At 45.0% G+C, this 15072-nt stretch carries 13 protein-coding genes; 6 read left to right on the forward strand and 7 right to left on the reverse strand.

The annotated features are described in order from the left end of the window. The 3 genes from RMO55_RS09165 to RMO55_RS09175 form a co-directional block, all read left to right on the forward strand. Positions 1 to 469 (forward strand): tetratricopeptide repeat protein (locus tag RMO55_RS09165; RefSeq protein WP_310425972.1); only part of this gene is annotated, 469 nt, incomplete at its 5' end. Between the two features lie 242 nt (positions 470 to 711). Then, positions 712 to 3237, forward strand: coding sequence for a DNA topoisomerase (ATP-hydrolyzing) (locus RMO55_RS09170; protein ID WP_310425973.1), 2526 nt, complete (start codon positions 712 to 714; stop codon positions 3235 to 3237). Positions 3238 to 3451: 214 nt separating this feature from the next. After that, a complete protein-coding gene (locus tag RMO55_RS09175) occupies positions 3452 to 5686 on the forward strand; it encodes an NADP-dependent isocitrate dehydrogenase (RefSeq protein ID WP_396134240.1) in 2235 nt (744 codons plus the stop codon). Between the two features lie 307 nt (positions 5687 to 5993). Here RMO55_RS09175 and RMO55_RS09180 read toward each other — a convergent pair whose 3' ends face one another. The 7 genes from RMO55_RS09180 to RMO55_RS09210 form a co-directional block, all read right to left on the reverse strand. Beyond that, positions 5994 to 7439, reverse strand: a complete 1446-nt coding sequence (locus RMO55_RS09180) for an RtcB family protein (RefSeq protein WP_310425977.1) — start codon at positions 7437 to 7439, stop codon at positions 5994 to 5996. Positions 7440 to 7764: 325 nt separating this feature from the next. Next, the gene (gene rpmA / locus RMO55_RS09185) at positions 7765 to 8031 is read right to left on the reverse strand and encodes a 50S ribosomal protein L27 (RefSeq protein WP_310425978.1); all 267 of its coding nucleotides are present in this window, start codon (positions 8029 to 8031) and stop codon (positions 7765 to 7767) included. A 141-nt stretch (positions 8032 to 8172) separates the two neighbouring features. Beyond that, positions 8173 to 8532: a 50S ribosomal protein L21 gene (gene rplU / locus RMO55_RS09190; protein WP_310425979.1), complete on the reverse strand. Its 360-nt coding sequence runs from the start codon at positions 8530 to 8532 to the stop codon at positions 8173 to 8175. A gap of 136 nt (positions 8533 to 8668) precedes the next feature. Beyond that, a complete protein-coding gene (locus RMO55_RS09195; protein ID WP_310425980.1) occupies positions 8669 to 9151 on the reverse strand; it encodes a Tic20 family protein in 483 nt (160 codons plus the stop codon). Positions 9152 to 9195: 44 nt separating this feature from the next. Then, positions 9196 to 10338 (reverse strand): prepilin-type N-terminal cleavage/methylation domain-containing protein, encoded by a 1143-nt coding sequence (locus RMO55_RS09200; RefSeq protein ID WP_310425982.1) that lies wholly within the window; start codon positions 10336 to 10338, stop codon positions 9196 to 9198. Further along, positions 10289 to 10828 carry a type II secretion system protein gene (locus RMO55_RS09205; protein WP_310425984.1) on the reverse strand — a complete coding sequence of 180 codons (540 nt, stop codon included), beginning with the start codon at positions 10826 to 10828 and terminating at the stop codon, positions 10289 to 10291. Before RMO55_RS09205 ends, RMO55_RS09200 begins: the two co-directional genes overlap by 50 nt. A 59-nt stretch (positions 10829 to 10887) precedes the next feature. After that, the gene (locus RMO55_RS09210; RefSeq protein ID WP_310425986.1) at positions 10888 to 11550 is read right to left on the reverse strand and encodes a prepilin-type N-terminal cleavage/methylation domain-containing protein; all 663 of its coding nucleotides are present in this window, start codon (positions 11548 to 11550) and stop codon (positions 10888 to 10890) included. Positions 11551 to 11932: 382 nt separating this feature from the next. On the opposite strand from RMO55_RS09210, the gene RMO55_RS09215 reads away from it, so the two are divergent. The 3 genes from RMO55_RS09215 (at position 11933) to RMO55_RS09225 (ending at position 14845) form a co-directional block, all read left to right on the forward strand. Further along, entirely contained in the window at positions 11933 to 12625 is a 693-nt protein-coding gene (locus tag RMO55_RS09215; protein ID WP_310425987.1) for a C40 family peptidase, read from the forward strand. A gap of 251 nt (positions 12626 to 12876) precedes the next feature. Further along, positions 12877 to 13146, forward strand: coding sequence for a helix-turn-helix transcriptional regulator (locus tag RMO55_RS09220; RefSeq protein ID WP_310425991.1), 270 nt, complete (start codon positions 12877 to 12879; stop codon positions 13144 to 13146). Between the two features lie 166 nt (positions 13147 to 13312). Further along, on the forward strand, positions 13313 to 14845 hold the full coding sequence (locus RMO55_RS09225) for an NAD(P)H-quinone oxidoreductase subunit N (RefSeq protein ID WP_310425989.1): 1533 nt from the start codon (positions 13313 to 13315) through the stop codon (positions 14843 to 14845). The last annotated feature ends 227 nt before the right edge of the window (positions 14846 to 15072 follow it).

A 15072-nucleotide genomic window follows, 5' to 3' on the forward strand; every position in this document is an offset into this window, starting at 1 on the left:
GATCGATACAATCCAAACAGGGCTAAAAATCAAGCCAGATAGTAATAGCGCGCTCTTCGATCTAGGGAATGCTTATTATAAATTGAATAAGTATCCAGACGCGATCGCTCAATATCAAAAGGCGGTAAGAAAAGATCCTAAATTCTGGCCCGCAATTAATAATATTGGCTTAGTAAGTTATGAAAATGGTGATGTAAATGGTGCGATCCAACACTGGCAAAAAGCGATCTCGATCGATCCCAAAGCCGCCGAACCAGTCTTAGCCATTGCCGTCGCTCTATTTACCCAAGGGAAGCAAGCCGAAGCCTATACTGCTGCCGAAAAAGCGATCGTGCTTGACAACCGCTATGCCAATATTCAATACCTCAAAGATAATCTCTGGGGTGATAAACTTCTCAACGACACCCGCAAATTGATTCAGACTCCGAGGGTTAGGGATTTTATTACTAAGGCTCCGAGTAAGGGGTAATGCGGTGAATGGTGGATGGTGGATGGTGAATAGAAAACAAAGAGAACGCAAGCGTTCTAACCATTTCCGATCCCTATCAAAATTACCATCTACCATCCACCATCCACCATCCACAAACTCACTAACCACTATTCACTAGTTTCTAGTAATCATGTATTATTATTTCACAGTCTAACCCGATTGCGAACAGTTTGTGGCAGACTGAGGATTAACTAAAGCGATCGAGATAGACATTTGAACTCATGGTAAAACAGTTAGATCTGCTAGGTACAGACAAAATTATTCCCATTGCGCTGCATTCAGAGATGCAGAAATCGTACCTGGAATACGCCATGAGTGTGATTGTGGGGCGGGCGTTACCGGATGTGCGGGATGGTTTGAAGCCTGTGCATCGGCGGATTATTTATGCCATGCACGAACTAGGATTGACACCAGATCGTCCCTATCGAAAATGCGCTCGTGTCGTTGGGGATGTGCTGGGTAAATATCATCCCCACGGCGACCAATCGGTCTATGATGCCCTCGTTAGACTCGTTCAGGACTTTTCAACCCGTTATCCACTTTTAGGCGGACATGGCAATTTTGGCTCGGTTGACAACGATCCGCCAGCGGCGATGCGGTATACCGAGACGCGGTTGGCTCCGATTAGTCATGAGGCTTTATTGGGGGAGATTAGTACGGCGACGGTTGATTTTATCGGTAACTTCGATAACTCGCAACAGGAGCCGACAGTTTTACCCGCTCAAGTTCCGCTGTTATTGATTAATGGCTGTAGCGGGATTGAGGTAGGGATGGCGACGAATATCCCTCCCCATCATATTGGGGAAGTGCTCGACGGGGCGATCGCGTTGATCGATAAACCAGATTTAGCCGACGCTAAATTGTGGGAATTAATCCCTGGTCCTGATTTTCCCACAGGTGGGGAAATTATGGGGATTGAAGGTATCCATGATGCTTATCGCACTGGGAAGGGGATTATCACCGTGCGGGGGGTTTCTCATGTCGAAGTTGCGGGCGATCGCGCTAAACTTACTAAGTCAAAGAAACGTCGAGATTCGCTCATCGTCACCGAATTACCCTATCAGGTAAACAAAGCCGCCTGGATCGAGAAGATCGCCGATCTGGTTAATGCTGGTAAGATTGAGGGTATTGCGGATTTAAGAGATGAAAGCGATCGAGAAGGAATGCGCGTTGTGATCGAGATCAAGCGTGATGCCCATGCGACGAATGTGCTTGAACAACTTTATCGGCAAACAGCCCTTCAGAGCAACTTTGGGGCGATTATGTTGGCAATTGTCGAGGGACAACCGCGCCAACTTAGCCTCAGACAACTGCTCGAAGAATTTCTCAAATTCCGCGAAGTCACCCTCACCCGTCAGTACGGAAACGAACTAGAGCAAGCTCAAAAACGAGTACATACTCTCTCCGGTTTACTCAAAGCCTTAGATCATCTCGATGCGGTAATCAATATCCTCCGCAACGCACCAGATGGAACTACTGCTAAAGCCATTTTTCAGACAGAATTAGAATTGAGCGACATTCAGGCGGACGCAATTTTAGCGATGCCCATGCGACGCTTAACTGGGATGGAGCGGAAGAATTTAGAAGCAGAATTTCAAGAGCTAACCAACCAGATTAATAGTTTAAATAACCTGCTCGAAGATCGAGTTGAATTATTAAAATCGCTCAAAAAAGACTTGCGATCGCTCAAACGAAAATTCTCTGACGATCGACGTACCAAAATCACTAAATTAGAAGCACCTAAGCCCGAACAAAAGGTCGCTAAAATATCTGCCGAGAAAGAATCTATCCCTAAAGTTAAAGTCGATAGAAATCGGATTATTCCAGTCACTCCACCTCAAATTATTGAAGCTGAACCTACTCAACCGACCACCTTAGAAATCACCCATCAAGGATATATTAGAAGACTGAGTAAAACAGGTGCAAAACTCAATCCAAATACGCATGATTTTGTCATCAAAACATATCAAACTAGCACCGATGAAGAACTAACACTAGTAACAACTGATGGTAGAGCCTTTCCGCTCAAAATTAAGGATATCCCTCCTACTGTGGGCAATACCCCAGGGACAATTCTCACTAGTCTGATTCCCGCATTGCAAAACACAGACGAGCCGATAATTTATACCCTCCTTACCCCCGCCCAAACCCACGACGATCTCCGCGAACTCTTGCTTCTTACCAGTCAGGGTAAAATTAAACGTATCCTGCTCCAAGAACTGAGCGGACTCACCAACCGAGGTACAACCCTAATCAAACTCCGCGAAGACGATAAACTCCACACCATCACCCCCCTCACCAACCAACGGGAAATCATTATCGCCACCTCCGGCGCACGCATCCTCCGTCTCGCCCTCGCCTCCGAACAAATCCCCCTCATGGGAAGAGTTTCTCAAGGTATCCAAGCCCTCAAAGTCGGTGGTAGAGAACGTATCGTTGGCTGTATCCCCGCCAGTAGCACCGAAGATCTGATCCTGATCTCCCGCCAAGGCTATGCCAAACGCATCCCGATCTCCACTATTCGCATCGTTCAAACCGGAAATATGGGTACCCACGCCATGCAATTCGCCCTCAAAACCGATAGTCTCATCTATCTGAGCCTTCCCCCCGAAAACTTCGATCTCGTTACTACCAGTCATCGTCATCAAATGATTTCGATCGATAAAATCCAAACCTATGGCAAAGATGGTATCGGAGACAGACTAGTCACCCTCAATTCAGATGAAGAAATAATGTTCGTTAATTAGTGGGGAGGATTGAGTCGATCGATTTAAACATGTTTGAGTTCTAGTGACAATGGTTTATCTCGATCCATGTTCGATAGTACTCGATCGACATAAACCATTACCATTTCTAAGTCTAGATTTCGCCAATTTCGCTACCACCAAATTCCCTAGAGATGTCAAAATGATGGTTTGGAACCATCCATCATTGCCAAAGCCATCACATCAAGAAAGATCCATGACAGCCCAACCCTCAAAAATCGTCTACACCTTTACCGATGAAGCTCCGGCTTTGGCAACCTACTCATTTTTGCCGATCGTCCAAGCATTTAGCAAAGCTGCTAATGTATCGATCGACACTAGTGATATTTCCCTGGCTGGACGGATTATTGCAGCTTTCCCAGAACGTTTGACACCAGCACAGCAACAACCTGACGATCTAGCGATCTTGGGCGAACTGGCAAAAACACCAGAAGCTAATATTATCAAGTTACCGAATATTAGTGCTTCGACACCCCAATTGACAGCCGCGATTGAGGAGTTACAGACGCAGGGGTACAATCTTCCCGACTATCCCGCTCAACCGCAGAATGAAGCGGAAGCGGAGATTAAGGCACGGTATGCGAAGATTTTGGGCAGTGCGGTGAATCCAGTCTTGCGGGAGGGCAATTCTGATAGGCGGGTAGCGTCAGCGGTGAAGAAATACGCCCAAAAGAATCCGCATCGAGTCGGTGCATGGACACAAGATTCCAAAACTCACGTCGCCCATATGGAAAATGGCGATTTTTATGGTAGCGAGCAATCAGTAGTTGTATCGGCAGCGGGACAAGTGAAAATCGAGCTAGTAGCCGCAGATGGCTCTGTAAGCGTGCTGAAGGAAAAGACCGTAGTTTCGGCAGGAGAAGTCATCGATGCCAGCGTGATGAGCGTCAAGGCGTTACGGGCGTTCTACGATCGAGAAGTTAAGGCAGCAAAAGCTGAAAATATTTTACTCTCGCTCCACGTCAAAGCGACGATGATGAAAATCTCCGATCCAATTTTATTCGGGCACGCCGTCAAGGTTTATTACCAAGATGTATTTGCTAAATATGCCGATACGTTCGATCGATTGGGTGTGAATCCAAATAATGGGATTGGTGATGTCTATGCCAAGATTCAATCTTTACCTGATGGGGAGAGAACCGCGATCGAATCTGACATTCAAGCAGTTTATAACAACAGTCCCCAATTAGCGATGGTCAATTCCGATCGGGGAATTACCAATCTCCACGTTCCCAGCGACGTAATTATCGATGCATCGATGGCGGCAGCGATTCGCACGTCTGGCAAAATGTGGGGCGCGGATGGGCAAGCGCACGATATGAAAGCCATGATACCCGATCGCTGTTATGCGACGATTTACAAGGAATGTATCAAATTCTGTCAGGAACATGGCGCATTTGATGTCACCATGATGGGAAATGTTGCCAACGTTGGCTTAATGGCGCAGAAAGCCGAGGAATATGGTTCCCACGATAAAACCTTTGAAATTCCAGCAGATGGCGTAGTGCGCGTTTTAGGTGCCACTGGCGAGACATTAATGGAACACTTTGTCGAACACGGTGATGTCTGGCGGATGTGTCAGACAAAGGATTTACCCATTCAGGATTGGGTAAAGCTAGCTGTGAGTCGAGCGAGAGCTACGGGTTGTCCAACGATTTTCTGGCTGGATGCCAATCGCGCTCATGATACCAATCTAATTGCCAAGGTGAACCAATATTTACCCAACCATGACACGACGGGATTGGATATTCAAATCCTCTCGCCAGTGGCGGCGATGCGGTTCACCTGCGAACAAATTAAAGCGGGTAAAAACGTTATTTCTGTTACGGGAAATGTATTGCGAGATTATCTAACCGATCTGTTCCCCATTCTCGAACTAGGTACTAGTTCCAAGATGCTATCGATCGTTCCGTTACTCGCCGGTGGTGGCTTATTCGAGACAGGTGCGGGTGGTTCGGCTCCCAAACACGTCCAACAGTTTGTCACAGAGGGACATCTGCGCTGGGATTCCTTGGGTGAATTTTTAGCTCTTGCGGTGGCGTTAGAGGATGTGGGACAGAAGACGGATAATCCCGACGCGCTGATTTTAGCAGAAACACTCGATCGAGCCAACGGCAAGTATTTAGATAATGGTAAATCTCCAGAGGCAAAGGTCAATGAATTAGACAATCGTGGTAGTCATTTTTATTTAGCAATGTATTGGGCACAAGCATTAGCGGAGCAGGATAAAAACGCCGAATTAAAGGCGAAGTTTACAAAGTTGGCACAACAATTGAGCGAAAATGAAACGGCAATTGTCGCTGAGTTGAATGGTTCTCAGGGACACTCGATCGATCTGGGCGGTTATTATCATCCCAATGGGGAGAAAGCAACTCAAGCAATGCGTCCGAGCCAAATATTTAATAGTGCTCTATCTCAGCTTACCGATTGATGAGATAACAATATTCTCGTTACCATACAATCGATCCGATCTGCCTGAAATCATTGTGCCCAGAGGTAATCCAAAGAGATCCGCTCAACACCACTGGGGATCAATCCTCAGGCTAATAGCTCAAGTCCACTAAAGTGGACTGGCTAATCTTTAGTCCACTTTAGTGGACTTTATCTGTGAGCACCGCACTTGAGTAGCGGGTGGGTGATGAACGTAGCAAACATCCTTAACCCGTTGGCGTAGCCTCTGGAGCCAGGAGAAACTGACGTTAACTACATACATCTATAAATAAAAATACACCAGTATTCTAAGCTTTAAATGTTAGAATCGGGCGCATTTTTGCCACCACTTCTACCATTCCAGCCGTTACTTGAGTATCGATGACTCGATCGATCGATTTGTATGCAGCGGGAGCTTCTTCAATCCGTCGCTCTGGGCGCAAGGTGATGCAATCTACCCCATCTGTCAAACCTAAATCTGATTCGGTATAGTTTGCCCCCGCACGGGTGAGTTCAAATCGCGAGATCGATCTCCCCGCACCGTGGGCTGCGGAATTGAGGTATCGATCGTTTCCTAATCCAGCAAGTAGATAGGATGGTGTGCCCATCGAACCAGGTGTAATCAGCAATTGCCCAGCAGCGGCGGAACAAGCACCTTTACGGACGATCCAGCCATCACTGTGGGGAAAAGTGAGGTTGTGAGGCAGATCGCAAACTAGTGGTGCGGCAAGATCGCCATAGACTTGTCGCAATCGCAGTCGGAGTAATTCAGCCAGAATTAAGCGATTGACAAAGGCATAGTTAGCCGCTGTTGCTTCTGCTTCGAGATATTCGGCTACCAAATTAGGGTTGGTAGTAGTTGAGAGGGAAAATAAGTTGGAATTGGGGAAAGGATAACCTTTGAGCCAATTGGCTTTGGCTTTGTCGCGCCACATTCCACCGATATACTTACCCACTGTCCGAGAACCAGAGTGAATTGCGATCGCTAGTTGTCCGACTTTGATGTGCGATTGATAGGCAAGATGCGGATTGCGGATTTCGATGACTTCTTGGATTTCGACAAAGTGATTACCACCACCAATCGTACCCAAATCCCCATCGCGAACCAATCCTGAAGCTGGAACTAGTTCGCTGGGTGCCCACCTCGCATTTCCAGCCATCGAGCCGAGAAATTGCACTTTTTCGATCTCCTGCCACAACTGGGCAAAATCCGATTTAGCCACACTCCCCATCGGGTGTTGTGTCATCTGCTCCAACCAGCCAGGAATGCCATCTTTAAACATGGCGCGACTGGTAGCTGCTGTCATAGTGACATCGCGAGTCCCGAAAAAATAATCCCCTTTCATCAATTCGACAAATTTGTCGCGTTGAGCGAGGAAATCTTCGACACTCAGATCGACGACGTGGAGCCGCATTCCACAGTTGATATCACTGCCAACGGCAGCGGGAACTACCATTCCCTGAGTTTGAATGACGGAGCCGATCGCGACTCCAGTATCGCCAGGATGGAAATCAGGCGTAGCAAAGGTACGATCGACTTTACCACCGCCTGGATTGGTGAGGGTAGTTAGTTCGGCAAGTTGTTTGAAGGCTTTGCTCTCGATCGGGAAATCGGGCGGTAATAGTACTTCTGCGATTGCTGTATCGGGGCAATTATTCAGTCGGACTTTATATACACGATCGTCATAACTGACATCCAATCCTTGCTTGGCAAGAGCGCGGAGGAGTCTTTGAGTATTCTTGGGCTGCTGCATAAAACCTGTCGCCAATACCTCTATGGTTTTGGCAATTATTTTTGAATAGGTTGACTGGGTGTTCAGCAGCCGCAGTCAGTTATAGTTGAAAGTTTTGTTAGTTAATACTATTTGGGAAGTATACCCATAATTTAATGTTAGCCTGATGATTCGATCGATGTCAAGTGCAAACAGGAAAAATCATCAAACAAAAATCAGGATACACCCGAAGGCATATCCTGATTTTTTCTTGCACCAATGCTATGAATACTATTACTGCAACACCGCGTGGGTAAGCATTAAGGGCACCCCTACATGTTAATTGTGTAGCATGGTTGATAATTGTCTACGCTGCAACCAGAACGGGATAAACACTGATTTTTTTACCATTCTTTCCTCTGCGCTCAAAGGTGACAACCCCATCAACTAGGGCATAGATGGTGTAGTCTTTACCAAGACCGACATTATTGCCAACGTGGAAAGATGAACCACGTTGACGGACGATGATATTGCCAGCTTTGACTACTTCACCACCATATTTTTTGACACCCAATCTCTGGGCGTTTGAATCTCTGCCGTTTCTAGTACTACCTGTACCCTTCTTAGAAGCCATAATTACCTCGGATTACTAAAATTGTATTGCTTTAATCCCCTCTTGGGAGCGGCTCACGTAACTCCTGACGGAGAGGCTACGCCAACGTCGGGTTCCCCGACGGTATTAGTGAGACAAGAGAGGGGTAGGAGTGGGTTCCGGCTAAACTGCGGCTGCGACGGCTTCAGCTTTGGCGATAACGGCACCATTGACACTGATCGAATCAATCATCAAACGAGTCACTTCTTGACGGTGTCCGCGTTTTTTACGAGTTTTCTTTTTGGGCTGCATTTTGTAGACGATCACCTTACGAGCACGATAGTGACGCATGATGGTGCCTTCAACAGTAACACCCGCAACTAGTGGTTGACCGATTTGGATGCTGCCATTATTTTCAAGCAAAAATACTTTATCGATCGAGACGGTGCTTTCGACTTCACCAGGTAACAATTCGATATCATAAAAGCGACCTGGTTCGACACGCATTTGCTTGCCACCAGTCTCAATAATTGCGTAAGTCATAGATTTAATGATGTGAAATGCCGTAAGGGTAGTCTCAATTGCTGACGATGAGACATTTGTAAAAATTTAACCCGATCCGAGCGTAGTTATAGACAGCCCCTTATTATGACAGATCGAGATCGATCGAGTCAATAATTTAGTATCGATCGACCTGAATCTGAACATTCTCAGAGAGTTGAGGAATTTCGGTATACTTACCTAGTGCTGACATGACAATGCCATAACCAGCCATTGCCAATGTGCCATAGAAGACCACATTCATCAATACTTGAGTCAAAAGTCCCACCCCAATAATTGGGAGCAGTACATATTGCAGTAGCAGCCCACACAAAGAGATCAAAATCCCAATCAGAATTGCTTGGAGCACATTAAACCGGATAAACCGATTAATCCGAGGATTGACGACGACACCGATGTACAGCCCGAAGAACAGTACTAAACTACCGATTTGATTGTTATTAATTGCCAACAATGGTGCTAATGGTTGGTACAATTTCTCAAGAATGGGAAATTGTTTAAAGACGAATAGACCAAAAAAGTAGACATCAGCAATCGGGAGTAAATAAGCGAAACTCCCAAAAAATCTGTCTGCTACTGTCGCGGAACTTTGCCAACTCATCCGATCTACTCCCATGTATGACTACAATTCCCAGCATACCTTACTTATCTTGAGAGCACATTCCGTGGGAAAAATTCAGCTTGCACCTTTAATTTCTCCGTATCTTCGGTACTAGCTGTTGCAGCTCGCCCAGTTGCGTCATACTTAGCTTGTAGTTCGACTTTTACGCCAGCGATGTTTTTCCAGTTATAGAGGGGAGTACTAGCCATGCTATACGTACAACTATAAGTTTCATTCGGTGTGGCACAAGCATTGACAGGGGCAGTGCTTGTTTGTCTAGTAGTAGTATTGCTATAGATTTTCGCAGAAATATTAAATTTGTCTATTCCTTTAATTAAAGTTTCGGGATTTCCGCGATCTATTTGTAACCGCAGATTGCCAGTATTTGTTAATGTATAAACTCTTTCCTCGATTAAATAAATTGGACTACCAATAGCATAACTAGCTGTGGTGTTGGGCGCACTGGTCGTCATCGTACTCGATAGTGACGGACTAATGGCCATATCATACTTCGTATTAGCAGTAACCTCGTTGTCATTTATATACCGGAACGATCTCATGTTTCCGTTCTGATCTGACACCGCCGCTAAAACACTTTCGGTGGTGTTGCCATTGCAAAAATCTGAAGTGGTAACACTATAATTGGCATTAAGATCGTCGAGTTTACAACGATAATCACGAGCATCCCTCAATGTTTGAGGTCGAGTGACTACTGGTGTAACTGTCGAGACTAATGTCCCTACATTACAGGCAGGATTACCATTACCGTTATCGGCAACTACTAGTGTTGTATTAGATGATGTTGCATTGATAGTTTGGCACAAAGTTAAAGATGATGTCAGTGCCCTTCGCACAGTAACTTTAGAAGAGCCTGCCATCATACCAGTACCACCAGGTTCGATGGTAATTACGGGAAATCCATTATCGTTAATTTGTTCTCCAGATTGTTTGATATCATTACCAATTATCTCCATAATAGCAGATAAGCTTTGACTAGAATCAATGTTTTTCTTATCTTTATTAAAGGTAGTACTAGCTTCAATAAACGCATTCATGGCAAAGCCACCAACGAGCAACATAATTAACAGACCAAATATTAGTTCTATTAAAGTAAATCCTTTGTCTGAATTCTGTACTCTACTCGAATTCTGTAAAAGTACCTTCAAGATCGTATACTTTTGAGCCATTATAACTTACCTCTACTTTAAATTTTCGATATTTGTTACTGCAAACTGTAGGATCGGCAGGAATTGCGGGAATTGCTGGGGGACCTACCTGAGCAGGAGTTGTATCTAGACCCTGGCAATAAGTAACTGTGGTTTGATACTGTCGTCCCATTGCCTTCGTGAGTAACATTTCCTCATTAGTAGGAGTAGTCATATTGGCTGGCGTTGATACAGGATTGATAGCTGACGGAGCATTTTGACCATCATTGCTGGGCAAGCCAGTAATCGACTTCGATCGAATATTATCAAACACTCGCTGAGATACAATTAGCGCACCAGTCCGAATCTCACTTTTAGAGTTGTTGATTTTGGCATATAAAAATAGCGGCATTGCATAAGCAAGACAAATCCCTAATGTTGTTAGAGCAATGACAGTTTCAATCAAGCTAAAACCTTGAGAAGATTCTACTGCTTTTTGATTTGCAAAGTTTTTATTTAAATTTGTTTTCATAATAAATATACTTTTCTCAGATGATTCGTCGATTATTCTGTAAAAGTTGACAATCGAAATCAAAAAATTGGCTGCGGTGTACTTTGTCCATCATTGAGGTCTACCGTGGTATTACTGCCATAAGTGAAGATCTCCACAATGCCCACTTTACCAACCAAGACTGCGGCTATTTTAGCTGTGTTATTACCCGTATTACTTCCGGCATTACCGCTTTGGAAATCTTTGAGAATAATATTTTTGGTTGTATCGACAATGCCTCGATTATCGAAACAAATATTCCAATTTAAGAGGTTATCAATCGGAACTGCACCTGTACCTGGAACTGTAACTGTGGTAGAGCCAACTTCAGTTATGCCGACTCTGAGTGGTAGATCGAGATCGAATTGCGAGGCAGTTTCCCAGCCATTATTAGCTGCACCCAGAGCAGTAACTTTACAGTTAGCGGCATACTCGACAATAAATTGGTTGGGTATCGATCCAACATATCCAGCGCGAGTGGTGTATTTTGGACTGATCCGGTAGGCTTGATTGCTAGAAATTGCTTTCGATCGAATCAAACTCAGATGACTCTTGAATTGTAAGGAACCATCGCGTAAAGGTTTATTCAATGACAGCAATGAAGGTACCGCAAATCCCATGACGATGCCAGCCATCATGACAACGGCAAGCATTTCTAGCAAGGTGTAGCCCTGAGAGTTATATTTAGGTGGTCGAATCGCCACAGTCAATGACTCCTCAATAAAGATAAAAATTTAAAATTGCAGATCGTCCTGAAGTTCCCAGATGTATCTTCTTGAGAAGAATAGTTGGCGAACACTAAACTGTCTGCTTTATTAACATGCCCAGATTGGGGGCAGAAATTACACATCAACAGTTTGCATTGCGATTGTCTCGCGATCGGATAATTGGTGATAAAATCGTTTGTCTGCCTAGAACAACTATCCCAGCGACAAGTTTAGATGCTGTGAGATCGATCCTAACCTGTTTATTTTTGAGCTAATGTGATTTAGATCTCTATGTATTTACACTTAGCTAACAGGATTGGCAGGACATCGTTTTCAACTTTCAACATTTCGACTACGCTAAATGCAAGCTTTCCACTTAATGATGAACCTATCTACCACTAGTGAGTATCAGTGTCGAGTGAATCTCAATCTTTATAGTTCTCCTGCTTGTCATGGATTAGCTACTCAAGCAGCGACTACTCGACATTTACGGATAGAATCTCTGACTCCCACGGAGCAGGCTATTCCTGTGCGATTGTGTGAGGATGATTATCCAGGTTGGTTGAAACTGGAAGATGTCGAGCATCTGGAATTAACTACAGATGTTTATCGAGCGGTGAAAGTAGATCGAACCGCAATTGCCGATAGAATCCCTCAAACTATCGCTTTTGCTCGATCTGCGATGCAGGTATCCAATCGTTACTTGTGGGGCGGTACGGTGGCACCTGATTATGATTGTTCGGGGTTGATGCAAGCAGCATTTCAGTCCCAAGGGATTTGGCTACCGCGCGACTCTTATCAACAAGAAGCTTTTGTCCAACAAATTTCGATCGAGGAACTGTTACCTGGAGATCTGATTTTCTTCGGTACGCCAGCAAAAACCGATCATGTCGCGCTCCATTTAGGCGACTTACACTACATTCATAGCTCGGGGATTCAAATGGGTAGGAATGGGATTGGCATTGACATTTTAGCTGATGGTACCGGAGATCCTGTCAGTAGTGGCTACTATGCCAAATTACGCTGCTGTGGGCGAGTGATGTCTAGCTATGGCGGGAGTGGGGATCTGTAGGGTGGGCTTGTAATATCTACGACAATGCAGCTAGAGATTTAATTTAAAATCCGCCGATCTAGGAGCTAGGATCTAAGGAAGTGAAAGGTTTCAGGGATTGTCAATGTCTTAATCATGTTGGGATCTGCTGTCCCAAGGCATGGCAGATTGGGGGCTGAAAGGATTAGAATCGTTGGCATATCCTTCTCCATTGGAGAATTGAATGAGCAAAGATCGGACTCTAATCAAGTATTTAAGTAAGGCAGTTGATGATGACTAATAATGATAAGCTTCAAACACCTGCGACATTATCCGATCGAGAAGTAGAAATAATCGAACTAGTAACGGTTGGCTTGACTAATGAGGAGATCGCCGATCGATTAGAGATTAGCAAACGCACTGTAGACAACCATATCAGCAATATTCTCAAAAAAGCTGGTACTGGTGTCGATAATCGAGTGGAATTAGTCCGGTGGGCACTTCAATGGGGTAAAGTTTGCCTGAATGATATTAATTGTTGTGCGTTACCAAATAGGGAATAGGCTTTAGGTTTTAGGCTTTAGGCTTTAGGCTTTAGGGAAAAACATGATAAATCGATACCTAATGCCTAATCCCTAACATGCGGCATTGCGGTAAAATCTAAAAGCTTGCTGAGTGAGTATTTTAAAGGCGAACGACTATTCTCAGTTCTTATAAAGTTAGATACTTATGGATTTTAATAATTTAGTTACCCAGCTAAATGCTGGGGCGATTCTACCAGAGGGAATCGTCATTATTACCCTGTTGGGAGTTCTAGTGGGAGACTTGATTTTTGGGCGAAATGCAGCCCGCAATCTAGCTTACTTTGCTGTGGCTGGCTTGTTGCTGGCAATCGCGGCTTTAGTATTGCAGTGGGATAATCCCAATCCAGTTGCATTTATTGGGGCGTTTAGTAGCGATCCTCTCAGTGTCGTGTTTCGGGGGATTATCGTCCTCTCGGCGGCGGTGACAATTTTGATGTCGATTAGCTATGTCGAGCAAACTGGTACGGCTTTAGCTGAGTTTGTGACGATTCTATTGACAGCAACTTTGGGGGGAATGTTACTCTCTGGGGCGACTGAATTAGTGACGATTTTTGTGTCATTGGAAACCCTGAGTATCTCATCCTACCTGATGACTGGGTACATGAAACGCGATCCTCGATCGAATGAGGCGGCGTTAAAGTATCTATTAATTGGCGCGTCTAGCTCGGCAGTATTTTTATATGGTACCTCCCTCCTGTACGGATTATCTGGGGGCGAAACCACTCTCGATGGGATCTCAGCGGGGATTGCTGGTGCTAGTGGTAATTTATCATTAGGCTTAATCGTATCTTTGGTCTTTGTCATCGCTGGTATTGCCTTTAAAATTTCGGCTGTACCCTTTCACCAGTGGACTCCCGATGTCTACGAAGGTTCGCCGACTCCAGTAGTTGCATTCTTATCTGTCGGCTCTAAAGCGGCTGGATTTGCACTAGCAATTCGGTTACTCGTGACAGCCTTCCCACAGGTGATGGAAGAATGGCATTTTGTCTTTACCGCACTAGCCGTTTTGAGCATGGTGCTGGGAAATATCGTAGCTCTAGCGCAGACGAGTATGAAGCGGATGCTAGCATATTCCTCGATCGCTCAAGCAGGATTTGTGATGATCGGGATGGTAATTGGTACCGAGACTGGCTACGCCAGTATGGTATTTTACTTATTCGTCTACCTATTTATGAATTTGGGTGCCTTTACCTGTGTGATTTTATTCGCACTGCGGACGGGTACCGATCGAATTAGCGATTATGCTGGTTTATATCAAAAAGATCCCTTCCTCACGCTCGCGCTGAGTATTTGCCTACTATCTCTAGGTGGGATTCCGCCCTTGGCTGGGTTCTTCGGTAAAATCTATATCTTCTGGGCGGGCTGGAAAGCTGGTGCTTATGGATTAGTATTACTCGCACTCGTCACCAGTGTCGTATCGATTTACTACTACCTCCGCGTCGTCAAGATGATGGTAGTCAAAGAACCTCATGAAATGTCTGATGTTGTCAAAAACTACCCAGCAATTAATTGGAATATCCCAGGGATGAGATCGCTCCAAGTAGCTACTCTGGCAACATTGATCGCAACTTCGCTCGCAGGTATCCTCTCCAATCCACTATTTAGCATCGCCAATGATTCGGTAATCAAGACACCGATGTTGCAGGCTAGTTTAGAGCGACAAGTGGCAATTAAATAAGTGGATGGTGAATGGTGAATGGTGAATAGCCTGCGTAGGTTGGGGAGAGCGATTTAGATTGTTCGAGTAACGATTGTTTTAGCACAAGTAAGCGAAACCCAACATTTCTAGAAATGTTGGGTTTCGCTATCGCTCTACCCAACCTACAATTCTCCCATCTCCCCACCCTTCCCACCCCTCCCCGTCTCCCCCTCCCCCTCCTATGCGAATCGTCTTCTTCGGTACAC

The sequence above is a fragment of the Chamaesiphon sp. VAR_48_metabat_135_sub genome, assembly GCF_031418915.1.
GTDB lineage: Bacteria > Cyanobacteriota > Cyanobacteriia > Cyanobacteriales > Chamaesiphonaceae > Chamaesiphon.

Bases quoted from the DNA above. Each gene is read 5' to 3' on its own strand.
- RMO55_RS09170 (WP_310425973.1), top strand. From the start codon at position 712: ATGGTAAAACAGTTAGATCTGCTAGGTACAGACAAAATTATTCCCATT.
- RMO55_RS09175 (WP_396134240.1), top strand. From the start codon at position 3,452: ATGACAGCCCAACCCTCAAAAATCGTCTACACCTTTACCGATGAAGCT.
- RMO55_RS09180 (WP_310425977.1), bottom strand. From the start codon at position 7,439: ATGCAGCAGCCCAAGAATACTCAAAGACTCCTCCGCGCTCTTGCCAAG.
- rpmA (WP_310425978.1), bottom strand. From the start codon at position 8,031: ATGGCTTCTAAGAAGGGTACAGGTAGTACTAGAAACGGCAGAGATTCA.
- rplU (WP_310425979.1), bottom strand. From the start codon at position 8,532: ATGACTTACGCAATTATTGAGACTGGTGGCAAGCAAATGCGTGTCGAA.
- RMO55_RS09195 (WP_310425980.1), bottom strand. From the start codon at position 9,151: ATGAGTTGGCAAAGTTCCGCGACAGTAGCAGACAGATTTTTTGGGAGT.
- RMO55_RS09200 (WP_310425982.1), bottom strand. From the start codon at position 10,338: ATGGCTCAAAAGTATACGATCTTGAAGGTACTTTTACAGAATTCGAGT.
- RMO55_RS09205 (WP_310425984.1), bottom strand. From the start codon at position 10,828: ATGAAAACAAATTTAAATAAAAACTTTGCAAATCAAAAAGCAGTAGAA.
- RMO55_RS09215 (WP_310425987.1), top strand. From the start codon at position 11,933: ATGATGAACCTATCTACCACTAGTGAGTATCAGTGTCGAGTGAATCTC.
- RMO55_RS09220 (WP_310425991.1), top strand. From the start codon at position 12,877: ATGACTAATAATGATAAGCTTCAAACACCTGCGACATTATCCGATCGA.
- RMO55_RS09225 (WP_310425989.1), top strand. From the start codon at position 13,313: ATGGATTTTAATAATTTAGTTACCCAGCTAAATGCTGGGGCGATTCTA.